Below are 22,830 nucleotides of genomic sequence, written 5' to 3' on the forward strand. Positions count from 1 at the left end.
CGGCTTCGCCGTACAGCGCCGACGTGGCGTTGGCCTGCGCCGCGAACTCCTCGGACGGCGGGAATGTCCTGCTCTCCGTCAGCAGGTTGTCGAGTGTGTTGCTCTGCCCGTCGGGCTGGCTCATTACCCAGAACCTCCCTGGTGATGTGAATGCAGTGCTAGAGGAACCGTAGTGCGATCTCGCTCACTGCAACAGAGGTTTTGCTTGATTGGTTCAGACCAATCGGTCGCAACGGACGGGAATCATTTCGTCACCCTCCGGTTCCGCAATGGCTTCAGCGCGTTGCGCAGCGGCAACGCTGAGTTCAACGCGTGCAACGTGGTCGCAACTGTGGCACAACTCGCACGCAGGCCGCGCGCCGGGGTTTCGGGTGTCGGCCGGTAGCGTCTGCACCCGTGAACGACAAGCCATCGCTGGCACCGCTGCTGGAACTGGACGGGGTCACCGACGCGGTGGACGCCGCGCGCGCCGCCATCGACGAGGTGCACCGGCACCCCGCCAACCGCCGCGGTTGGCCGGCCACCGCGGCCGAAGCGTCCGTTCGCGCGGCCCGCGCCTCGGCCGCGGTCGCGGGCGGTGCCACCGAGATCCCCGAGTCCGGTGAGGTCAGCGACCCGCTGCTGGCCGGTTCGCTGCGCGTCGCCGAAGGCATGGGCACCTTGCTGCCGACCTGGCAACGCGCGCCCCGGCAAGCGCTGGCCCGGATGCACCTGCTCGCCGCCAGCGACCTCGTCGAGGACAGCGAACAGCTGGGCCGCCCGCAGGCCGACCCGGTGATCACCGAACGGCTGGACCTGCTCAGCGAGATCATCACCGAGCCCAAGGCGCACGGCGCCGGACCGGTGCTGGCCGCCGTGGTGCACGGCGAGCTGCTCGCGCTGACGCCGTTCGGGCACGCCGACGGGGTCATCGCCCGCGCCGCCGCGCGGCTCGCGGTCATCGGCAGCGGACTGGACCCCAAGGGCCTCGTCGTGCCGGAGGTCGCTTACTTCCGCAGGCAGGAGGACTACGCCGAGCGCGCGCTGGGCTTCGCCACCGGCGACCCGGACGCGATCGCCTCCTGGATCGTCTACTGCTGCTCCGCGCTGGAAGCGGGGGCCAGCGAGGCGGCCTCGATCGCCGACGCGGTCCAGGAGGGGTGACGGTGAAGAAGGTCCTGATCGACTGCGATCCCGGTATCGACGACGCGCTGGCGCTCGCGCTCGCGCACGGCGATCCGCGGCTGGACGTCGTGGGCATCACCGCCGTCGGCGGCAACGTGCCGCTGGAGTTCACCACCGAGAACTCGCTGCGGCTGCGGGACTACTTCGGGATGACCGCGCCCGTCGCGCGCGGTGCCGGGCGGCCGCTGGTGCGCGCGGGCATCGACGCCGGGCACGTGCACGGCGTGATGGGCCTGGGCGAGGTCGTGCTGCCCGAGTCGGCGGCCGAACTGGACCGGCGCCACGCCGTGGACCTGATCATCGACGAGCTGTCCGCGGCGCCGGGCGAGATCAGCCTGGTCGCGACCGGTCCGCTGACCAACATCGCGCTCGCCGTGCGCAAGGAACCGCGGATCGTCGAGTGGGCGGCCGAGTTCGTGATCATGGGCGGCGCCCACACGCGCGGCAACCGGACCCCGGCCGCCGAGTTCAACATCATGGCCGACCCCGAGGCCGCCGCGGTGGTCTTCGACGCCGGCTGGACGACCGTCATGGTCGGTCTCGACCTGACCCACCAGGCCCGCGCGAACGCCGAGGTCCGCACCCGGTTCAGCGAACTCGGGCGGCTGGAGTCCGAGCTGCTCACGCCGTGCCTGGACTTCTACGGTCAGCACCCCGACTACCGGGAGCTCGGTCCGGCGATCCACGACGCCTGCGCGGTCGCCTACCTGATCGACCCGACGTTGATGAACGCCGTTCCGGCACGCGTCGACGTCGAGACGCAGGGCCGCTTCACCTCGGGGATGACGGTCACGGACTTCGACGGGCCTGCCGAGCAGCGCAACGCGCTGGTCCCGACCGTCCTCGACCGGGAGCGCTTCTGGGATCTGATGACCGAGGCGTTCCGGGTGGTCGCCGCGTCACTGGCGTGACTGGCGGGCGCGGTCCGACGGACGAAGCACGGCTTGTGTGGGGGTGGGGAAGTTCTCATGAAAACTTCCCCCACCCCCACACAAGCCCGGTGAGGTGGGGGCGGCGACCCCACCCCGGGAGATCAGGACTGCAGGGCGCGCAGCGCGTCCCGGACCTGCCCGTCGGCCACCGCGAGGGCCGCTGCCGACCGCTCGACGTCGGCGCCGGAGAGCAGGTGGACCAGGGCGGTCTTGAGGTCGTCGCCCGCCGCGGTGAGCGCCTCGCCGCACGCGTCCTCGGAGGCGCCGGTGGCCTCCTGGAGGATGTTGATCGTGCGTCCCCGCAGCTTGGCGTTGGTGGCGAGCATGCTGACCATGAAGTTCGAGTAGACCCGGCCGAGCTTGATCATCACCGCGGTCGAGAACGACGTGAGCACCAGCTTCTGCGCGGTGCCCGCCTTCATCCGGGTCGAACCGCTGATCGGTTCCGGTCCGGTGTCGGCCGCGATGATCACGTCGGCGGGGACCTCTCCCGGGTCCGGGTTGGAGGTCAGCAGTGCCGTGCTGGCGCCGATCTCCTTGGCCGCGGCGAGCGCCGAGACCACGTACGGGGTGCGGCCGGAAGCGGCCAGGCCGAACACGAAGTCCTTGTCCGAGCCCTGCGCGCGGATCTCGCGGGCACCGGCGTCCTCGTCGTCCTCGGCGTTCTCCACGGCCTGCTGGTAGGCCTCGGGCCCGCCGGCCTGGTGCGCGATGAACCAGTCCGCCGGGGCGTTGAAGGTCGGGATCAGCTCGGCGGCGTCGAGCACGGCCAGCCTGCCGGAGGTGCCGGCGCCGATGTAGTGCACCCGCCCACCGGAGCGCAGTGCCGTCACCGCGAGGTCGACCGCCGTGGCCAGTTCGGGCAGCACGCGGCCGACGGCTTCGGGCACGGTGCGGTCCTCGCTGTTGAACAGCTGCAGGATGTCCAGCGTGGGCAGCAGATCGATGTCGCGGGTGGCGGGGTTGGTCTGCTCGGTCGGCGAAGCGACGCGGATCGCGTGATCCCGGCTCATTCATGCCTCCTGTTCGGTTGTTTCGAGGCCGGCCGTGGCGCGAGTATCACGCCTCTTTGTGCCGACGCCGATCGGGGCGACTGCCGAGGCGATGTCCGGAGACCGCCTCGCGCGTCGCTTCCAGCGCCGTTTTGGTCTGCTCCAGGTGGCGCTGGGCGACACCGATGAACAAGCAGTCGATCACGGTCAGCTGTCCGATCCGGCTGGCCATCGCGCCGGATCGGTAGGTCGTCTCGCGCACGGCGGTGGTCAGCACGTGGTCGGTGACCTCGGTGATCGGGGAGCGCGCGAAGTTGGTGATCGCTCCGGTCGTGGCGCCGTGCCGCTTGGCCTCGCGCAGCGCCTCGACGGTCTCCGAGGTGGCGCCGGTGTGCGAGATGCCGATCGCGACGTCGCCGGGTTCGAGGACGGCCGCCGAGGTCAGCGCGTTGTGCGTGTCCGACCAGGCGAAGCTGACGAGCCCGATCCGGTGCAGCTTCTGCTGCAGGTCGAGCGCGACGAAGGCGCTGGCCCCGACGCCGTAGACGTCGATGCGCCGAGCGGTGGCGACCGCGTCGACCAGCGCGTTCAGCGATGCCGGGTCGATCTGGCCCGCGGTCTCCTCGACCGCCTTGGCATCGGCGTAGCCGACCTTGGAGATGATCTGCGCGATGCCGTCGTCCGGGCCGATGTCGCCGCCCAGCTCCCGGTCGCGGGTCGACGTGCGCGCGGTGTCGGCGGCCAGGGCGATGCGCAGGTCCGGGTATCCGCCGACGCCGATCGCCTTGCAGAAGCGGGTGACGGTGGTTTCACTGGTGCCCGCGGCCTCGGCGACCTCGGTGATGCTGCGGCGCGAGATCGAGGCCGGGTCGGCGAGCACGATGTTGGCCACGCGCTGCTCGGCTCGCGCGAGCCCCGGCAGCAGCGAGCGAATCTTGACGAGGGGACTGCCCTCGCTAGATTCAGCGGAAATTTGCGAAGTGGCCATGTGGGAAACTTACTAACCGTTTCTCGTGCAGGTCAATGTATCTCTTGCGGGTTCGTCGGGTAGACGGGATGCGCCCGTGTCCAGGTTGCATCCGGGAGCAGCGGATCGGCGAGGACCAACTACCCGGTCGTTCCCCTCGACATGTACACGTTTCCGGAGGGTGCCCGCGGTTCGCCGACCCCATCTGGCCGAAACGCGCCGCACCGATGTCCGAAACCCCCCAGCGTGGGTGCGCACCTCACCAGGTCCCAGTTTTAGTCCAAACCGAGCCATGATCATGTCCGAAATGTCGGCTCAGTTCGGACTAAAACTGGGACTTCGAGGGCTGCCGCCGGAGACCTGCCCCGGTCAGCGGGGGGTGGGGGTCCAGCCGTCGAGGTGGAGCTGGGTGGAGTCGCGCTCGGAGTCCAGGAGGGTGCGGTCGCCGTCGGTGGCCTTGAGGCCGTCGAGGTTGATCCCTCGGCCCTCGTACTGGGCGTCGTTGGTGTAGCGCCAGCGCAGCTGGACCTTCTTGCCCGGCTCGGCGGGAACCTCGCCGCCGACCTTCCACCAGGCCCGGTGCCCGGAACCGGCCAGCCCGTTCTGCGGGCCCTCGGGCGCACCGGGACCGGACGCCGTCAGCGGCACCGGCCGCCAGGTGACCCCGTCCGCGCTGGACTCGACGGTGAGCGCGTCGGCGCCGTCGGCGTCGCGCTGCGTGTCGACGAACGCGTCGAAGGACACCTCCAGCGGCCCGCCCGCCGGCCCCAGCGGCTCGGTGGTCAGCGTCGCGGTCTGCGGCGCGTGGAACGACGCGCGCCCGTGGCGCGGGAACACCGCCAGCGCGCGGGCCATGCCCTGCGCGAGCGTCTGGCGGGCGCGGTTGTTGGAACCCCACTCGCGCGACGGGTGCACGCGGTTGGTCAGCAGCACCGCCACCGACCGCGATGTCGGGTCGATGACCAGCGAGGTTCCCGTGTAGCCGGTGTGCCCGGCGGTGCGCGGGGCGCTGAGCCCCGCCATGTACCAGCGTTGGTCGAGTTCGAAGCCGAGACCGTGCGAGTTGCCCGGGAACTCGGTGTTGAAGTCGGTCAGCATCTTGCCGACCGTGCGCTCGGAGAGGATTCGCGTGCCGTCGTAGGAGCCGCCGTTGAGCAACGTCTGCCCGAGCTTCGCCAGGTCGTCGGCGGTCGAGAAGACCCCGGCCTGACCGGCGACACCGCCCAGGGACCAGGCGTTCTCGTCGTGCACCTGGCCGCGCACCATGCCGCGCGGCGGGTCGGTCTGGAACTCGGTGGCCGCGATGCGGTGGCGCTCGGACTCCGGCGGGTTGTAACCGGTGTCCTCCATGCCCAGCGGCTTGGTGATCCACTCGCCCACGACCTGGTCGAGCGGGTGCCCGGTGACGCGCTCGACGAGCACGCCGAGGGTGATCATGTTCGGGTCGGAGTACTCGTAGTGGGTGCCCGGCGGGTGTTCGGGGGTCAGGTTCATGACCGACGGGATCCGCTGCTCCGGCGGGACCTTCCACAGCTGCACCTCGGCCTGCAGCCCGGAGGTGTGGGTGAGCAGCTGCTCGACGGTGATGTCCTGCTTGCCGTTGACGGCGAACTCCGGCAGGTGCTTCGCGACCGGATCGCTGAGCGAGATCGTGCCGTCGTCGACGAGCTGCAGCGCGGTGATCGAGGTGAACAGCTTGCTGATCGAGGCGACGTCGAAGATCGTGTCCGTGCGCATCGGTTCTTGGTCCTGCGCGGGCAGCTCGGTGCCCTTCTCGTCGGAGTAGCGCAGTTCCTTGCCCGCGGCGGTGCGGCTGACCACGACGCCGTCGTGCGCGAGCAGGCCCACCGCTCCGCCGTACATCGGGTGGTCCAGGTCAGGCGTCTTCTCGGTCCAGGCCGCGAGCTGCCGCCACGCGTCGTCGATCGGCTTCGGGTCGAGCCCGATGCCCGAGGGCGTGCCGTCCTGCAGCAGCGTCTGGGCGGGTGCGAAGCCGTCCTGCGGGCGGTCGAAGTGCCCGCCCGCCCGTCCTGGTGCCGCGACGGCTGATCCGCTCAGCGCGGTCAGCGACAGCAGCGCCACGGCCGCGAGTGCGGTCTTGCCCATCGAAGCCCCCTCAGCGGTACAGCAGGTAAGGATCGCGCTGGCGGCGGAAGTCGACGACGTCCTGCCGCCAGGAATCGGTGATCTCGCCGACGCCGGCGCCCGCGTCCACCATGCCGCGCAGCCGGTCGGAGCCGGACAACTTGTCGACCATTCCATCGTCGCGCCAGGAGAAGACCTGAGGATAGAGCCGTCGGGCTGTGACCAACATCGCAACCGCGGCGCCGATCGGGTCGAGATCGCCGGTCCGGTGCACTTGCACGCCACCGCAGGGCTGCTTCTCGTGCTTGCCGAAGGTCGGGACGAAGTAGGTCTCGCGGAAGCGCACGCCGTCGAGCTCGAGCTCGTTGAGCTCCTCGGCCCACTTCCAGTCGATGCCGGGCGCCCCGATGATCTCGAACGGCCGGGTCGTGCCGCGTCCTTCGGACAGCGTCGTGCCCTCGAACAGCCCGGTCCCGGGGTACACCGCAGCGGTGTCCGGGGTCGGCATGTTGGGGCTCGGTGGGACCCACGGCAGGCCGGTGTCGGCGGTGCGACCCTGCCAGCCCTCGACCCGGATCACGTTGAGGTCCGGCAGCGGCGCGGGGAGGTGGATGCGGTCGAACATCCGCGCCAGCTCGCCGACCGTCATGCCGTGCTGCTGCACGATCGGCAGCTCGCCGACCCCGGAGGCGAACGCGGGGTCGAGCTTCGGACCGGCGACCAGCGGGCCGACCGGGTTCGGCCGGTCCAGCACGGTGAATCCCAGTCCGAGCTGCTGCGCGGCCTGCATCGCCGTGTACATCGTCCAGATGTAGGTGTAGAAGCGGACGCCGACGTCGGCGATGTCGAAGACGACGCGCTCGACACCGGCCTTGCGGAACAGTTCGGCGAGCTTGGTGGCGTCGAGGCCGTAGGCGTCGTAGACCGGGATGCCGGTGCGCGGATCGCGGAAGTCGCCCTCCGACCCACCGGCCTGCGAGGTTCCGCGGAACCCGTGCTCGGGCCCGAACACCGCGGCGATGTCGACCTTGCCGCCGGCGTGCATCACGTCCACCAGGTGGTCCAGCGAGGACAGCACGCCGGTGGGGTTGGTGACGATGCCGAGCTTGTGGCCGGCGAGATCGGAGAACTCCCGCCCCGCCAGCACGTCCGCGCCGGTGCGCACCTGACCGGACGCGACCTGCTGCGCCGGTTTGGTCGCGCAGGCCGCGGTCGAGGCGACGCCGACGGCGGGGACCGCCAGCGCAGAGGCGGTGAGGAAGCGCCGCCTGCCGATTCCACTCATGTCGTTCACCGGGCCAGACCGAATCCGAAGGGGTACCTGTCGGTTCCAGGCTTACCAGGCTCGGGCACCGGGACGGGCAGCTTCCCGGCAGGTGCGGCCTCGCCGAACAGGACCTTGGCCACCGATTCCATCGCGACCGGCTTGTCGGAGTAGCTGGCGATCCAGGCGGGCACGTCGACGTGCGCGGCGTCGTAGGGATCGCGCACGGCGACCGCCACGACCGGCTTGCCGGTCTGCTGCAGCGCGCGCACCAGGTCCAGCTGCCCGGCGTTGTCCGGGTTCCACGCTGCGCTGGTGAGCACCACGGCGACGTCGTGGGCCTTGGCCTGCTCGACGGCCTGGCCAATCTGCTCGGGGGTCGGCTTGGTGCCGGTGGCCAGAGCGGAGCTCTGCGGCCCGCGCGCCCGGATCGAACCGGACAGCGCCTCGGTGCCGCCTTCGCTCGCGCCCGTCACGAAGACCTTGCCCGGCGCCTTCAGCGGCAGCGCGGCGCCGTCGTTGCGCAGCAACGTCGTGGTGCGGTCGGTGATCCGCTGGGCGTCGGCGAGGTGCTCCGGGGTGCCGACCAGCGAGTCCACCTTGGACACGTCGACGAACGGGTTGGCCAGCACGCCGCGGTTCTCCTTGAGCTTGAGCACCCGCGAGACGCTCTCGTCGATGCGCTGCTCGGTGAGCCGCCCGTCGCGGACCGCCGCCAGCACGCCGTCGATGGCGGCCTGCAGGTTCTGCGGCATCAGCATCACGTCGGCGCCCGCTTGCAACGCCAGGACCGGGATCTCGGAGTCGGGGTGCTGCTGGCGCACGCCCTCCATCTGCAGCGAGTCGGTGAACACCACGCCCTGGTAGCCGAGCTCCTGGCGCAGCATGCCGGTGAGCACGTTCGGCGCCAGCGTGGCCGGTTGCCCGGAGTCGTCGAGCTTGGGGACCACGATGTGCCCGCTCATCACGGAGTCGGCGCCCGCGGCGATGGCCTCCTGGAACGGCGGGGCGTCCAGCTGCTCCCACTGCTGCCGGTCGTGCTCGATGACCGGCAGCGCGGTGTGGCTGTCGGTGTTGGTGTCGCCGTGACCGGGGAAGTGCTTGACCGAGGCGGCAACGCCTTCACCGGGGGCTTGCGCGTCCTCGTAACCGCGCACCTGCGCGGCGGTGAACTGGGCGGCCAGCGCGGGATCGGAGGAGAAGGAGCGGACGCCGATCACCGGGTTGGCCGGGTTGACGTTGACGTCACCGCTCGGCGCGAAGTTCATGTTCAGGCCGATGGCGCGCAGCTCCTGGCCGGTGATGGCGGCCGCCCGCTCCGCGTCCTGCGGGGTGCGGCCGGCGCCGAGCGCCATGCTGCCGGGCAGCTGGGTGAGCGTTTCGGTGATCCGGGTGACCTGGCCCTGCTCCTGGTCGGTGGAGATCAGCAGCGGCACCTGCGCGCCCGAGCCGGTCGCGGCGGTCTGCAGGCCGTTGGACAGCTCGGCGATCTGCTTCGGCTCGTAGAGGCTGTTGGACCAGGTGAAGTGGATGATCCCGCCGAGGTGGTACTTCTGCACCACCTGCGCCGGGGTGTCGACGCCGAACTCCTCCTGGTTGACCGGGTCCGCGGTGTCGGCGGTGCGGCCGTAGGCGTAGGTGACGAACAGCTGCCCGACCTTCTCCTCCAGGGTCATGTCCCGGAGCAGCTCATCGGCCGTCTGCGCTCGCGGCTCGAAGGCGCTCCCGGTGGTCGTCAGCGCCGCGGCCCCCACGGCCAGCGCGCTCAAAGCGACGACGGCGCGCCTGGTTCGGGTCTTCAGGGCCACGTCGGCCTCCCTGCGAGGATCTGCAAAAGCGGAAACTGTTCACCACAAAGCACTCGAAGCAGGAAATTACTCACCGAAAATCGGAAGGTCAACGCTCCGGATCGGTCCGGTTGCGGGATTTTCGCGGTGATCTCGAAGCCGGTGCTCGGTGGCCGCGCAGTTCGGTGATCCGGGATTCCGTCGGCCGCACGCAAAAGAGCGGCGCCCGTGCCGGGCGCCGCCCCCTCGCGCGAGTTCCTGGGTTACCAAGCGTGCTGTTTCGTCGTAACTTTCGGGCTAGGCGTCCGGCGTCCCGCTACGCAACCCTGTGCACGACAGCCTTATCTGCGGCGACGCGTGGGTGCTCCAGTTCTCGCGCGCGGAGCCTGGGAGGGGTGGACGTTACTTCTCCTCCGTAACGTCCCTGGCCAATCAGGGTCCGCACTTCCATTTGTAGACGGTGATGAGCGTCACTGCAAGGGTCCTTCAGGGCGAACCGAGCGTGACGCGACCGGCGGTTTCGGTCACCGTCGGCGACGCCAGGCGCGCACGCCCCACCAGGTGGCACCGGCGGCCGCGACGGCGCCGAGCCCGACTCCCGCGGCGGTGACCGCGGCGCGCGACGGGGTGGGGATGCGGGCGCGCAGCGAGACGGGGTGCTCGAAGGCCAGCGAGGGCCAACCGCGCTGCACCGCTTCCTTGCGCAGGCCCCGGTCCGGGTTGATGACGGTGGGGTGCCCGACGGTTTCGAGCAGCGGCATGTCGGTGACCGAGTCGGAGTAGGCGTAGGACTCACCGAGGTCGTAGTCGTGCTCGTCGGCGAGCTCGCGGGCGGCGACCGCCTTGTTCTCCGCGGAGCAGTAGAAGTCGACCTCGCCGGTGTAGCGGCCTTCGGAGACGATCATGCGGGTCCCCGACCAGTGGTCGGCGCCGAGGAGCTTGGCGATCGGCGCGACGACCTCCTGCCCGGAAGCGGAGAGCACGACGATCTCGTGGCCCTGGTCCTGGTGGTCGGCGATGAGCTGGGTGGCTTCCTTGTAGACCAGCGGGTCGACGATGTCGTGGAGGGTCTCCTCGACGATCGCGTTGACCTGCTCGACGTCCCAGCCGGTGCACAGCGAGGTGATGTGCGCGCGCATCCGGTCCATCTGGTCGGCGTCGGCCCCGGCCAGCATGAAGACGAACTGGGCGTAGGCGCTCTTGAGCACCGCTCTGCGGTTGATCAGCCCTTCCTGGAAGAACGGGCGGCTGAAGGCGAGCGTGCTCGACTTGGCGATGATGGTCTTGTCCAGGTCGAAGAACGCGGCCACGCGGCGTCCGGAAGCGGTGGCGGGGTTCGCGGGCTCAGTCACGACGACAGCATACGAGCCGTGCCGTCGCGGTAATTCGAGACCGGTTTCGAGCTGCTCGCGGGGACTCGGTCCGTTTCTTCCGGTAGGTGCTGAGGAAAGAGCGATTTTTCACACACCGTGTGGCTGCCGGAAGGTTGCCCGCCGCCCGGGATGGATTTTCTGCCACGAATGAATGGATTTGACCAAGTTATCGGGCACTGAGAGCAAAGCCGTTCCCTCAAATGGACGGGAGGCATTAGTAGGGATCTGAGGGATACAGTGTGGGGAGTCCGGCAAGCCCGGACCAGTTCAGCTCGACCCCCCGGAGCTGAACTACGACGACCCCCGCCCCTCCCCCCTGGCGGGGGTCGTCTTGTACTCGGATGCTGCCACGCTCGCGAAGTTCGTGCTCGCGCAACTTCTCCGTTCGCGCTGAATGTGAATTCCGTTCATTTATTTCTGCGGATCCAGCACAACCCTTTCGGGTCCCGCGAGTTATCCACAGCGACCGGGTTCATCCACAGATTTCAGAAATCGCTTGGCAGGCGGCAGGTCGTCGGCCCACTTTGGATGACGAGCGGCCATTCGCGGTACGACGCTCCCTCTTCCGGTTGAAGCGGAAGAGGTCATTTCTCCGAAAAATCCTGATCCAGGGAGCTCGTCATGCCCGTCGCAGCTCGCACGCCCGCTCCGGAGACCACCCGCCCGCTGCTGGTGGTGCGCGACTCCGAACTGGCCGAGGAGGTCTCGCGGCTCGCCGCCGCTTCCGGTGGTGCGCTCGAACGCGCGCCACGACTGCTGGCCGCGGCGTGGCGGACCGCCCCGCTGGTCCTGCTCGACGAGACCACCGCGGCGGCCTGCGCCGCGCACGGACTGCCACGCCGACGAGGTGTCGCGCTGGTCTGCCGGACGACGGGCGAGCGGTTGTGGCGGACCGCCTTCGACGTCGGTGCCGAGCGGGTGCTGAGGCTGCCCGCCGACGAGCACGAGCTGATCGAGCTGCTGGCCGACGCGGCCGACGCCCCGGTCGGCGAGGGTCGCGTCCTGGCGGTGCTCGGCGGGTGCGGTGGCGCGGGAGCCTCGGCGCTGGCCACCGCGGTCTCGGTGGTCGCCGCCCGCTCCGGCGGCCGGTCGTTGCTCGTCGACTGCGACCCGCTCGGCGGCGGCCTGGACCTGGCGGTCGGGATGGAAGGTGAGGAAGGGCTGCGCTGGTCCGGGCTGTCGGTCGGCACCGGACGGCTCGGCGCCGGCGCGTTGCGCGCAGCGCTGCCGAAGCGGCGCATCGGAACGGGAGAGCTCGCCGTGCTCGCCTGCGACCGGGACCGGCCGTCGAGCGGCCTGACCCCGGACGGGGTGCGCGCGGTGCTCGGAGCCGGTCGCCGTTCCGGGGCGACCGTGGCGTGCGACCTGCCGCGGTGCCCGGCACCCGGCGACCCGGACGAGCCGGTGCTCGGCGAGGCCGAGCTGGCGGTCGTCGTCGTGCCCGCCGAGGTGCGGGCCTGCGCGGCGGCGGCCCGGGTGGTCGCCGAGGTGACCGAACGCGCGGGCTGTCCCGTGCGATTGGTCGTGCGCGGTCCGGCCCCGGGCGGCTTGCGGCGTGGCGACGTCGCGCGGGCAGCGGGTGCACCGGTGCTCGCCGCGATGCGACCACAACCGCGGCTGGCCGCTGCCGCCGATCGCGGCGATTTCGTCTCCGCGGTGAACCGGCGAGCCCCGCTGGCCGTCGCGGCGGGTGCGGTGCTGGCCGAGCTCGCCGCCGCGGAGCCACCGGGCTCTCGCTGATCTCCCGCTGATCCGAGGCCGATCCGCTCGATCGGCCGTGCCGTCCTGCGATTTTCCGGTGGGAAGGGAGTGTTCGTCATGTCCGTGGATCGGGAGCTGCTGTCCCGGGTGCGCACCCGTCTGGTGGCGGGCGGCGCGTCGCTGAGCCCGGCTTCGGTCGCCGAGGCGGTCCGCGCCGAATCCGGTGGCCTGGTCGCCGATGCCGACGTGCTCGCCGCGCTGCGGGTGGTGCAGCAGGAGTTCTCCGGCGCCGGAGTGCTCGAACCGCTGCTGGACGACCCGGCGAGCTGCGACGTGCTGGTCACCGCACCGGAGAAGGTGTGGGTCGACCGAGGCGACGGGCTCCGGCCCGCACCGGTGCGCTTCGCCGACGAGGACTCCGTGCGCCTGCTGGCGCAGCGCCTGGCGATGTCCACCGGGAGGCGGCTCGACGACGCGCAGCCGTGGGTGGACGCCTGGATGCCCCAGCGCGGCTCACGCGCCGTTCGGTTGCACGCGGTGCTGCCGCCGGTCGCCGGCGACGGGACCTGCATCTCGCTGCGGGTGCTGCGCCCGGCCGCGCACGACCTGGTGGCGCTGCAGCGGGCGGGCACCTTCGACGAGCGGATCTCCGCGGTGCTGCGGGAGGTCGTGGCGCGCAGGCTCGCCTTCCTGGTCACCGGTGGCACCGGCAGCGGCAAGACGACGCTGCTGGCGGCGATGCTCGGCGAGGTCCCGGACAGCGAGCGGATCGTCTGCGTCGAGGAGGCCGCCGAGCTGCGTCCCCGCCATCCGCACGTGGTGCGGCTGCTGACCCGGCCGCCGAACGTGGAGGGCGCGGGCGAGATCGGCGTGCGCGACCTGGTGCGCCAAGCCCTCCGGATGCGGCCCGATCGTCTGGTGGTCGGTGAGGTGCGCGGTGCCGAGGTGCGCGAGCTGCTCGCCGCGCTCAACACCGGTCACGACGGAGGCGGCGGCACCCTGCACGCGAACTCCCCGCGCGAGGTGCCCGCCCGGGTCGAGGCGCTGGCCGCGCTGGGCGGACTGTCCCGCGAGGCGCTGCACAGCCAGCTCGCCGCGGCCGTGCAGGTCGTGCTGCAGGTGCACCGAAGACGGCTGGTGGGCATCGGCGTGCTGCGCCGGGAGGGAGATCAGGTGGCCGTTCGGCCCGCTTGGGAACGCGAAACCGGGTGGGAGATCGGCCGCGACGAACTGGCTTCGCTGCTGGAGTCCCGGGGAGGTGCGTTGCCGTGCTGATCGCGAGTGCGCTGCTGGCCGGCTGCGGACTGCTGTGCTGGCCGCCCGACACCAGCCGCCACCGGCTCCCGGCCGCCGCGCACCGGACGCGGACGCGGCTGCCGAAGCCGAAGCGCCTGCTACCGGTGGGATTCGGGGTCGTGGGCCTTGTCCTCGCAGGCCCGGCGGGCATGGGCGCGGCGGCCGCGCTGGCCCTGCTGGCGGGGCGGCACCTGCGCGAACGCCGCGACGAGCAGCGGGAGATCGCGCTGGACGAGGAGTTCGCCGAGGCGGTGCGGCTGCTGGTGGCGCAACTGCGCGCCGGAGCGCACCCGGCGGACGCCGCCGTGGGCGCGGCGGCCGAAGCAGGTCCCGGCGTCGCCGGCCTCTTCCGCGACCTGGCGGCCACCGCCCGCCTCGGCGGTGACGTGTCCGCGCTGGCCGGGCGACCACGCGCGCCGGTGGAACGGCTGACCCGGGCCTGGGTGCTGGCCGAACGGCACGGCGTGGGGCTGGCGGAACTGCTGGACTGCCTGCGTCGCGACGTCGAGAGGCGCACCGCCTTCCGCCGCGAGGTGGCCGCGAAGATGGCCGGCCCGCGAGCCACCGCGGGAGTGCTCACCGGGTTGCCGTTGCTGGGACTGGGTTTCGGCCAGGCCGCCGGAGCGTCTCCGCTCGCGGTGTTCGGCAGCGGCCCGGCCGGTCAGCTGCTGTTGATCATCGGCGTCGCGCTGCTGATCGCCGGGGTGCTGTGGAGCTCGCGGCTGACGAGGTCGGTGATCGCGTCGTGAACCAGGTGTTCGCGCTGCTGATCGCAGCGGTGGCAGTGCTGCTGGTCCCGGTCGCCTCGGCCAGGCATCGGCTCGACCGGCCACGCCCGCGCGCACCGGCGAGACCGCGCGCGCAGCCCGACGAGCGCACCGACCCGCTGGTGCTCGCCGCCGGGTGGGACCTCCTGGCGGTGGGGATGCGGGCGGGCCTGCCGGTGCCGGTGATCGTGCGCGCGGTGGCCGTCGAGGTCGGCGGTACGGCGCGGCGGACCTTGCACGAGGTCGCCGATCACCTCGCCCTCGGCTCCGACCCGGCCGCCGGGTGGGAACCGGCTTTGCGCGACCCCGACACGGCCGAGCTCGCCCGCGCCGCCAGGAGGACCGCGCGGACCGGGAGCGCGCTCGCCGAGGTGGCGATCGAGCTCGCCGATCGCGCGCGGTCCCGGAGCTCCGAGCTCGCGGAGGCACGCGCCCAACGCGGTGCCGTGTGGATCTCGGCGCCGCTCGGGATGTGCTTCCTGCCCGCGTTCTTGTGCCTGGGAGTGCTGCCGGTCGTGCTCGGCATGGTCGACCGGCTCCCGATCAATCCACTGTAGACGGAGGAGATGACGATGCTGGACTTCACCCGGCGGCTGCGTGCCGCCCTGACCGGCGACGAGGGCATGTCCACGGCCGAGTACGCCGTCGGCACGCTCGCGGCCGTCGCTTTCGCCACCACGCTCTACGCGGTGGCCACCAGCGGCTCGGTCGAGGAAGCGCTGACCGGGATCATCCAGCGAGGGCTGCAGGGTGCCGGGACGTGAACGACCGGGGTTCGGTGACCGTGGAGGCGGCGCTGGGCATCTGCTCGCTGGTGGTGGTCTTCGGACTCCTGATGGTGGGAGCGGCGGCGGTGCTCGGGCAGGTGCGCTGCCAGGACGCCGCCGTCGAAGCCGCTCGACTGCTCGCCCGGGGCGACGCGCACCGGGCGGAGCAGGCGGTGCGCGCCATCGCCCCGGCCGGCGCGCACTACGCCCACGCGATCAGCGGCGACCAGGTCGAGGTGCTGGTGAGCGCGCACTGGTCGCGCGCCGACGCCGTCGCGATCCTCGAACCGGGGGAGGCGGGATGACCGACCGCGGTTCGGCTACGGTGCTCGCCGCGGTCCTGTCGCTGGTCGTGCTGGTGCTGCTGTGGGGACTCGTGCAGCTCGGCGCCGCGACCGCGAGCAGGCATCGCGCCGAGGGCGCGGCGGACCTCGCGGCGCTGGCCGCTGCGGCTCACGTGATCGGTGGACCCGAACACGCCTGCGCGCAGGCCGGACGGGTGATCAGCGGGATGCGAGCACGCCTGGTCAGCTGCACCCTGACTGGCCGGGAAGCTCGTGTCGAGGTGCTCGGGTCGCTGCCCGGCCCGCTGTCCGGGTGGCAACCACCCAGCGCACGGGCCCGGGCTGGACCGGCCCCCGGCTGAGCCGCACGTATCACGTGGGCAGTACGACGAGCGGTCGGCGAGCGGTCCGGTCGGCAGTGGAGCGGTCGCTGGAGCGCCATCGGCGCTGTTCTCGATCTTTCGGCGCGCGTGTTCGGGCTTTCACGTTCATCGCCGCCGAACGACCGGTCGTCGCAGCGGGTCTGTACGCACCGGTGCCCGATGACGTTTCTTTGAATGTGTGAGCGGCGAGCCGAGGTTCGCCACGAACCGAGGTCCACCCGACAAGGAGGTCGGGGGATCGGCCGGAACCCCGAAATCCGGCCGGTCGACCTCAGGGCCACGAGACCGCTCACCGCTGAACAAGGAGGCGGAGCACATGCAATGGTCTGCGGAGAGGTGGCAGAGCGCCTTCCGCGGCGTCCCGGCCCACCCGGCCGGGCTGACCAGCAGCCGGATCGACCTGCGAGTGCAGGCAATCGACTTCGCGTCGCGTGGTTGGTCGGTGTTGCCCGGAACCTTCCCCCGAGATGGCGAGTGGCTCGGCCGCCGCGACAGGCAGCTGCACGGCCCGACCCCCGTTCAGGCCGAGTGGCAGGAGCAGCTGGGGGCCGACCTCGCCGAGGTCATGTCCTGGTGGGACGAGCACCCCTACAACCTGCTGCTCGCCACCGGGCTCCAGGCCGACGCCGTCGAGGTGGACGCCGCGCTCGGCAGGCAGGCGGCGAAGGTGCTGCGTGCCGGCGGGTTCCCGGTGCCGATCGTGGCGACCCCGTCCGGCAGCTGGTTCTTCCTGACGACCCCTGGGGGTCAGCTCAACGACGAGCTGGCCGGGCAGAGCGGAATTCGCTTGCACGGCAGGGGGAGTTGGGCTCCGCTGCCGCCGTCGGTCTACTCCGGCGGTGCGGTGCACTGGCGGGTCAAGCCCGAGGTGTGCGCCTGGCGGCTGCCCAGCTCGGAGTTCGTCCAGGACGCGCTCCGGACCGCGCTGGAGATCGATCACCAACCGGATGACGTGGCGGCACTTCTCCCAGCGGGCAGGTGATCCTGTTCGGCCGTGACGCGCCGAACGGTCCGGTTTTCCGCGCCCAGGGCTACCCCGGCCCGGTCGGTCACGAGCTTCCCGCGAGCACCAGCCGTGGATTCAGGTGCTCATCGTGACCGGTCGGGCGGCCCACCCGGACCGCAGGCGCTACCCCGAAGCACGGCCGAGACCGCATCGAGAACAGCCACCGCCCCTGCCTTGTCCAGCGGTTCGTTGCCATTCCCGCACTTTGGCGATTGAACGCAGGACGGGCATCCGGCCGGGCAGTCGCAGGAAGCGATCGCTTCCCGCGTCGCGACCAGCCATGGGACCAATGCGGCAAAACCGCGATCGGCGAATCCGGCCCCTCCCGGATGGCCGTCGTGCACGAACACCGTTGCCTCCCCGGTGTCGGCATGCATAGCGGTTGAGACCCCGCCGATGTCCCATCGATCGCAGGTCGCGAACAGCGGTAGCAGGCCGATCGCCGCGTGCTCGGCGGCATGCAGCGCGCCGGGGATGTGCGCCGGTTCCAGCCCGGCGCCCCCCGGCGCGCTGCCCATCAACAGCTCTTGACCGACCGTGTACCAGACGGCGCGCGTGCGCAGCGTCTGCGCGGGCAGGTCCAGCGGGACCTGGTCCAGCACCTCGCCGGTGGGTCGCTTGCGCAGGTAGCCGACGACCTGGGAGGTCACTTCCACCTCGCCCAGGTTCACCGTGACACCGCCTCCGGTGTCGTAGCTCTCGATGGTGCGCAGCACGGCGATGTCCACGTCGTTGCGCGGCGAGGTGGTCCAGTCGGGGCTTTCCTCGTGCACCAGCGTGATCGCCTCGTCGAGGTCGAGCTCGTCGACCACGAAGGACTCCCCGCGGTGCAGGTACACCGCTCCGGGGTGGACCGTGGAGCACGCCGAATCCGGATCCACCGTGCCGAGCATGCGCCCGGATTCGCCTTCCACGACGGCGATCGGCGGACCTCCGGAGCCGCGGAGCTCGACGGTGCGGTGCGGGCGTTCCCGCGCCGTCCAGAACCACCCGTGCGGACGTCGACGCAGCACCCCGTCGGCGGCCAGCGCCTCGACGGCCCGCTGCGCGGGTGCGCCGCCGAAGATCTCGAACGACTCCTCGGTCAGCGGCAGCTCGGCCGCGGCGCAGGCCAGGTGCGGTTCCAGGACGTAGGGGTTGGCGGGGTCGAGCACGGTCGCCTCGACCGGCCGGGACAGCACGGCGGGCGGGTGGTGCACCAGGTAGGTGTCCAGCGGGTCGTCGCGCGCCACGAAGACGACGAGCGCACCGTCCCCGTCGCGTCCCGCGCGCCCGGCCTGCTGCCAGAACGACGCGAGGGTTCCCGGGTATCCGGCGACCACCACGGCGTCCAGTCCGGAGATGTCCACGCCGAGCTCCAGCGCGTTGGTGGTGGCCACCGCGCGCAGTTCTCCGGTCAGCAGCGAGCGTTCCAGCTCGCGGCGGTCTTCCGGCAGGTATCCACCGCGGTAGGCCGCGACCCGCTGGGGCAGCGATGAGTCCACTTCGGACAGGGAGCGTTGCGCTGCGAGGGCAGCGACTTCGACGCCGCGCCGCGAGCGGATGAACGCCAGCGTGCGGGCGTCCTCGATGACCAGCTCGGTCACGATCCGCGCGGCTTCGGAGCCTGCGTTGCGGCGGACCGGCGCGCCGTTCTCGCCGACGAGGTCGTCCAGCAGCGGTGGTTCCCAGAGGGCGACCGTGCGCGCGCCGCGCGGCGAACCGTCCTCGGTGATCGCCCGGCAGCGCGTCCCGGTCAACCGCTCGGCGAACTCGGCCGGGTCCGACACGGTCGCCGAGGCCAGCACGAACACGGGATCCGAGCCGTAGCGGTGGGCGATCCGCCGGAGCCTGCGCAGCAGCAGCGCGACGTGCGAACCGAAGACGCCCCGGTAGGTGTGGCACTCGTCGATCACGACGTGGGTGAGACGGCGGAAGAACTGCGCCCAGCGCCCGTGCGAGGGCAGCACGCCGAAGTGCAGCATGTCCGGGTTGGTGAAGATCCACCTGCCGTGCTGGCGCACCCAGTCCCGCTCGGCCTGCGGGGTGTCGCCGTCGTAGCTCACCGCGCGGATCTCCGGGAGGTCCAGCTCCGAGATGCTGCGCAGCTGATCGGCGGCCAGGGCTTTGGTGGGGGAGAGGTAGAGCGCGGTGGCCTTGGGGTCGTTGAGCAGCTGCGAGATGACCGGAAGCTGGTAGACCAGCGATTTGCCGGACGCGGTGCCGGTGGCGACGACGACGCTCTCGCCGTCGTGCACCGCCTCGGCGCCCTCGACCTGGTGGATCCACGGCTCGTCCGCGCCGCGCGCTCGCAGCGCCTCCACGAGCCGGGGCGGCGCCCACTTCGGCCAGTCCGCGGTCCGGGCCGGCTTGGCCGGCCGGTGCTCGACGTGCGTCACCGGCGACTCGTCGGCCGGGATCCCGGCCAGGACGCGACCGAGCAGCCGCTGTCCCCTGTCCTCCTCGCCCACGTCGTTCAGCCTTGCACAGCTCTGGTCCGCGCCCGCACAGGTGTTCCCCTCCGCGAGTCGGCTCCGCCGCACGTTCGGGGCAACTTCGGACCGTGTTGTCCGGGTGGGGCCGAGTTCTCGCGGATCGAGGCGCGACACGCCATACCTCATGTCACCCGTTCGGTCCAAATCGAAATATGTCCGATCAGGGGATCAAGTAGGGGTCTGAATCGATCCTTTTGTAACAGATCTGCACGTCGTGACGAGTTGCGTATCACACCGTGAGGTAAGCCACTTGGGGTCTGAATAGACTCCCGATCCACGACGTCGCCACGGACGGCCAGCGAGCGATCACTGGCCGTACCGGGCGGGGCCGCCTACCGCGCATCGGGGCCCGGTAAGAGCGTGCGGGGCCGCTGGTGTGAGAACCGAGCACAACCCAGGAGGACGGATGTCCCTGCTCACCCCGGTCCAGCTCGGCTGGGCCCAGGGCGCTGCACCACCGAGCTCGCAATCCCGGATGGACCTCGCCCAACAAGCCACCGGTATCGAGCTCGCAGGCATCGACTACGCAGTCGTCGGTGTCGTCATGGTCATCGCTCTGGCCGCACTCGGCTTCGGCTACGTCCTGATCAAGGAGGTGCTCGCCGCAGGGCAGGGCACCTCGAAGATGCAGGAGATCGCCAAGGGAGTGCAGGAAGGCGCCTCGGCCTACCTGAACCGGCAGTTCCGCACCTTGGCGATCTTCGCGGTCGTGGTGTTCCTGGTGCTGTTCGCGCTGCCCGCCGAGACCATCGGCGAACGCGTCGGCCGATCGGTGTTCTTCCTGTTCGGCGCCGCGTTCTCGGCCGCCATCGGATACCTCGGCATGTGGCTGTCCACCCGCGCGAACGTGCGCGTGGCCGCTGCGGCCCGGGAGTCCGGCGAGGGTCGCGAGAAGGCGATGCGCGTGGCGTTCCGCACCGGCGGTGTGGTCGGCATGATGACCGTCGGTCTCGGCCTGTTCGGCGCCGCGCTGGTGGTGCTGGTCTACGCGGGCGGAGCTCCTCGCGTGCTGGAGGGCTTCGGCTTCGGCGCCGCGCTGCTGGCGATGTTCATGCGAGTCGGCGGCGGCATCTTCACCAAGGCCGCGGACGTGGGTGCCGACCTGGTCGGCAAGGTCGAGCAGAACATCCCCGAGGACGACCCGCGCAACGCCGCCACCATCGCCGACAACGTCGGTGACAACGTGGGTGACTGCGCGGGCATGGCCGCGGACCTGTTCGAGTCCTACGCGGTGACCCTGGTCGCCTCGCTGATCCTGGGCACCGCCGCCTTCGGCGGGCACGGGCTGCTGTTCCCGCTCATCGTTCCGGCGATCGGCGTGCTCACCGCGGTGGTGGGCGTCTACATCACCAAGGCCCGCACGGGCGAGAGCGCGCTGACCGCGATCAACCGCTCGTTCTACATCTCGGCCGGGATCTCGGCGGTGCTGTGCGCGATCGCCGCGATGCTGTACCTGCCGAGCACGTTCGCGGAGCTCTCCGGCGTGTCGGAGGAGGTGCGCGCCACCCCGGGCAGCCCGGCGCTGATCGCGCTGCTGGCCGTGGTCATCGGCATCCTGCTCGCGGTCGTGATCCTGAAGCTGACCGGCTACTTCACCGCCACCGAGCACCGTCCGGTGCAGGACGTCGGCAAGTCCTCGCTGACCGGCGCCGCCACCGTGATCCTGACCGGTCTGTCGGTCGGGTTCGAGTCCGCCGTCTACACCGGTGCGGTCATCGCGGCTGCCGTGTTCGGGGCGTTCCTGCTGTCCGGTTCGCTGACGGTGTCGCTGTTCGCGATCGCGCTGGCCGGTTGCGGCCTGCTGACCACGGTCGGCGTCATCGTCGCGATGGACACCTTCGGCCCGGTCAGCGACAACGCGCAGGGCATCGCGGAGATGTCCGGCGACGTCGAGGGCGAGGGCGCGAAGATCCTCACCGAGCTGGACGCGGTCGGCAACACCACCAAGGCGATCACCAAGGGCATCGCGATCGCCACGGCGGTGCTGGCGGCGACGGCGCTGTTCGGTTCCTACACCGACGCCATCGGCGCCGCGCTGAGCGACGTGGCGGGTGCGCTCGCGTCGGAGGAGTACTTCGTCTACGCGCCGAACGTCCTGGTGGGCGTGGTCATCGGTGCCGCGGTCGTGTTCCTGTTCTCGGGTCTGGCGATCAACGCCGTGTCCCGCGCGGCCGGTGCCGTGGTCTACGAGGTGCGGCGCCAGTTCAAGGCCAAGCCCGGGATCATGGACGGCTCGGAGCGCCCGGAGTACGGCCGGGTGGTCGACATCTGCACCCGCGACTCGCTGCGGGAGCTGGCCACGCCGGGTCTGCTGGCGGTGCTCGCGCCGATCGCCGTCGGGTTCGGCCTGGGCGTCGGCCCGCTGGCCGGGTACCTGGCAGGTGCGATCGCCACCGGCACCCTGATGGCCATCTTCCTGGCCAACTCGGGTGGTGCCTGGGACAACTCCAAGAAGCTGGTGGAGGACGGCTACCACGGCGGCAAGGGGTCCGAGGCGCACTCGGCGACGGTCATCGGTGACACGGTCGGCGACCCGTTCAAGGACACCGCCGGTCCGGCGATCAACCCGCTGCTGAAGGTGATGAACCTGGTGTCGGTGCTGATCGCTCCTGCGGTGGTCTACTTCTCCGTCGGCGAGGCCGCGAACCCGGCCGTGCGGATCGGCATCGCCGTGGTCGCCACCGCGGTGATCATCGGTGCCGTGGTGATCTCCAAGCGGCGTTCGACCGCGATCGCGGACGAGCCCGCGGACGACAAGACGATCAACGGCGCTCCCGCCTAGATCGACCGCATCGATGGGCGTCACCCGGCTCGGGTGGCGCCCATCGCTGTGCGCAGGAAGATCACCGCGGCGCGAGACCCCGGGTTGACCGGGAGGTGCCGAGGTACGAGAGAGTCCGACCGCACAGCGAGAGCTACTCAAATCGATGTGAGGAGTTCGCAATGAAGTTCCGTGCGACGTCCTTCGCGGCGCTCGCGGCCATCCCGCTGGCCCTGAGCGCCTGCGGTTCGGCACCGACGCCGGCGCCCGAGCCCGCTCCGCAGAAGGCTGCCGCGGCCGGCCCGGAAGGCATCGAGTGGTCAGGCCGGTTGTGCGGACTGGTCAACGACTTCTCCGCGTCCCAGAAGAAGCTGCCCGCCGTGGACAAGACCGACACCTCGGCGATGAAGAACTCGGTGGTCTCCCGGCTCGACACCGCGAGCAAGACCGCGGACGACACGGTGCGCGGGCTGCAGGAGCTGCCGCCGTCGCCGATCGAAGGCGGCGACCAGGTCAGCAAGGGCATCCAGGACGGCTTCGTCCAGATCCGCGACATCCTGGTGGGCGCTCGCGGTCAGGCCGATCAGGTCGACCCGAACGACAAGCAGAAGTTCACCGAGGGCATGACTGCACTGCAGACGGAGCTCCAGAAGAGCTCGCAGGTGGACCTCAACAGCAAGTTCGGAGCCCTGGAGAAGAACCAGCAGCTCGCCGCGGCCGCCAAGCAGGCCCCGGCCTGCCAGCCCTTCTTCAACCCGGCACCGCAGGGGCCGGCCCCGGGTCAGCCCGCTCCGGCCCAGCCGGGACAACCGCAGTAACTCCCTCAC

19 protein-coding genes are annotated in these 22,830 nt (G+C 71.0%); 12 read left to right on the plus strand and 7 right to left on the minus strand.

The window, feature by feature from the left end; genetic code table 11:
• The first annotated feature begins 396 nt into the window (after positions 1–396).
• Both ACYVF3_RS11060 and ACYVF3_RS11065 read left to right on the plus strand, forming a co-directional pair.
• Complete coding sequence (locus ACYVF3_RS11060) at positions 397–1,143, plus strand: Fic family protein (protein WP_461154130.1); 747 nt, start codon at positions 397–399, stop codon at positions 1,141–1,143.
• 2 nt (positions 1,144–1,145) lie between these two features.
• The gene (locus tag ACYVF3_RS11065) at positions 1,146–2,075 is read left to right on the plus strand and encodes a nucleoside hydrolase (RefSeq protein ID WP_461154131.1); all 930 of its coding nucleotides are present in this window, start codon (positions 1,146–1,148) and stop codon (positions 2,073–2,075) included.
• 122 nt (positions 2,076–2,197) lie between these two features.
• On the opposite strand, the gene murQ is transcribed toward ACYVF3_RS11065, so the two are convergent.
• The 6 genes from murQ to ACYVF3_RS11095 all read right to left on the minus strand — a co-directional run bounded on the left by murQ (position 2,198) and on the right by ACYVF3_RS11095 (position 10,543).
• Positions 2,198–3,109 carry an N-acetylmuramic acid 6-phosphate etherase gene (gene murQ / locus ACYVF3_RS11070; RefSeq protein WP_461154132.1) on the minus strand — a complete coding sequence of 304 codons (912 nt, stop codon included), beginning with the start codon at positions 3,107–3,109 and terminating at the stop codon, positions 2,198–2,200.
• 46 nt (positions 3,110–3,155) lie between these two features.
• On the minus strand, positions 3,156–4,076 hold the full coding sequence (locus ACYVF3_RS11075; RefSeq protein WP_461154133.1) for a MurR/RpiR family transcriptional regulator: 921 nt from the start codon (positions 4,074–4,076) through the stop codon (positions 3,156–3,158).
• Between the two features lie 348 nt (positions 4,077–4,424).
• Positions 4,425–6,161 carry a serine hydrolase domain-containing protein gene (locus tag ACYVF3_RS11080; protein WP_461154134.1) on the minus strand — a complete coding sequence of 579 codons (1,737 nt, stop codon included), beginning with the start codon at positions 6,159–6,161 and terminating at the stop codon, positions 4,425–4,427.
• Positions 6,162–6,171: 10 nt separating this feature from the next.
• The gene (locus ACYVF3_RS11085) at positions 6,172–7,425 is read right to left on the minus strand and encodes an exo-beta-N-acetylmuramidase NamZ family protein (protein ID WP_461154278.1); all 1,254 of its coding nucleotides are present in this window, start codon (positions 7,423–7,425) and stop codon (positions 6,172–6,174) included.
• A 5-nt stretch (positions 7,426–7,430) separates the two neighbouring features.
• Entirely contained in the window at positions 7,431–9,206 is a 1,776-nt protein-coding gene (locus tag ACYVF3_RS11090) for a glycoside hydrolase family 3 protein (protein ID WP_461154279.1), read from the minus strand.
• A gap of 509 nt (positions 9,207–9,715) precedes the next feature.
• A complete protein-coding gene (locus ACYVF3_RS11095; protein ID WP_461154135.1) occupies positions 9,716–10,543 on the minus strand; it encodes an HAD-IB family hydrolase in 828 nt (275 codons plus the stop codon).
• Between the two features lie 642 nt (positions 10,544–11,185).
• Between ACYVF3_RS11095 and ssd the strand changes: the two genes are divergently transcribed.
• The 8 genes from ssd to ACYVF3_RS11135 all read left to right on the plus strand — a co-directional run bounded on the left by ssd (position 11,186) and on the right by ACYVF3_RS11135 (position 16,744).
• Positions 11,186–12,304, plus strand: coding sequence for a septum site-determining protein Ssd (gene ssd, locus ACYVF3_RS11100; RefSeq protein ID WP_461154136.1), 1,119 nt, complete (start codon positions 11,186–11,188; stop codon positions 12,302–12,304).
• 78 nt (positions 12,305–12,382) lie between these two features.
• The gene (locus ACYVF3_RS11105) at positions 12,383–13,540 is read left to right on the plus strand and encodes a TadA family conjugal transfer-associated ATPase (RefSeq protein WP_461154137.1); all 1,158 of its coding nucleotides are present in this window, start codon (positions 12,383–12,385) and stop codon (positions 13,538–13,540) included.
• Entirely contained in the window at positions 13,534–14,310 is a 777-nt protein-coding gene (locus ACYVF3_RS11110; RefSeq protein ID WP_461154138.1) for a type II secretion system F family protein, read from the plus strand. Before ACYVF3_RS11105 ends, ACYVF3_RS11110 begins: the two co-directional genes overlap by 7 nt.
• Complete coding sequence (locus ACYVF3_RS11115; protein WP_461154139.1) at positions 14,307–14,885, plus strand: type II secretion system F family protein; 579 nt, start codon at positions 14,307–14,309, stop codon at positions 14,883–14,885. Before ACYVF3_RS11110 ends, ACYVF3_RS11115 begins: the two co-directional genes overlap by 4 nt.
• Positions 14,886–14,900: 15 nt before the next feature.
• Positions 14,901–15,092, plus strand: a complete 192-nt coding sequence (locus ACYVF3_RS11120) for a DUF4244 domain-containing protein (RefSeq protein ID WP_461154140.1) — start codon at positions 14,901–14,903, stop codon at positions 15,090–15,092.
• On the plus strand, positions 15,089–15,400 hold the full coding sequence (locus tag ACYVF3_RS11125; RefSeq protein ID WP_461154141.1) for a TadE family type IV pilus minor pilin: 312 nt from the start codon (positions 15,089–15,091) through the stop codon (positions 15,398–15,400). The genes ACYVF3_RS11120 and ACYVF3_RS11125 overlap by 4 nt, the downstream gene beginning before the upstream one ends.
• Positions 15,397–15,741, plus strand: a complete 345-nt coding sequence (locus tag ACYVF3_RS11130) for an Rv3654c family TadE-like protein (RefSeq protein WP_461154142.1) — start codon at positions 15,397–15,399, stop codon at positions 15,739–15,741. Before ACYVF3_RS11125 ends, ACYVF3_RS11130 begins: the two co-directional genes overlap by 4 nt.
• 337 nt (positions 15,742–16,078) lie before the next feature.
• Positions 16,079–16,744 (plus strand): bifunctional DNA primase/polymerase, encoded by a 666-nt coding sequence (locus ACYVF3_RS11135; protein WP_461154143.1) that lies wholly within the window; start codon positions 16,079–16,081, stop codon positions 16,742–16,744.
• A 107-nt stretch (positions 16,745–16,851) separates the two neighbouring features.
• On the opposite strand, the gene ACYVF3_RS11140 is transcribed toward ACYVF3_RS11135, so the two are convergent.
• Entirely contained in the window at positions 16,852–19,227 is a 2,376-nt protein-coding gene (locus tag ACYVF3_RS11140) for a DEAD/DEAH box helicase (RefSeq protein ID WP_461154280.1), read from the minus strand.
• 421 nt (positions 19,228–19,648) lie between these two features.
• On the opposite strand from ACYVF3_RS11140, the gene ACYVF3_RS11145 reads away from it, so the two are divergent.
• Together ACYVF3_RS11145 and ACYVF3_RS11150 are read left to right on the plus strand one after the other, a co-directional pair.
• A complete protein-coding gene (locus ACYVF3_RS11145; protein WP_461154144.1) occupies positions 19,649–22,024 on the plus strand; it encodes a sodium-translocating pyrophosphatase in 2,376 nt (791 codons plus the stop codon).
• Between the two features lie 161 nt (positions 22,025–22,185).
• Positions 22,186–22,821 carry a hypothetical protein gene (locus tag ACYVF3_RS11150; RefSeq protein ID WP_461154145.1) on the plus strand — a complete coding sequence of 212 codons (636 nt, stop codon included), beginning with the start codon at positions 22,186–22,188 and terminating at the stop codon, positions 22,819–22,821.
• The last annotated feature ends 9 nt before the right edge of the window (positions 22,822–22,830 follow it).

This window comes from Saccharopolyspora tripterygii (assembly GCF_054778355.1).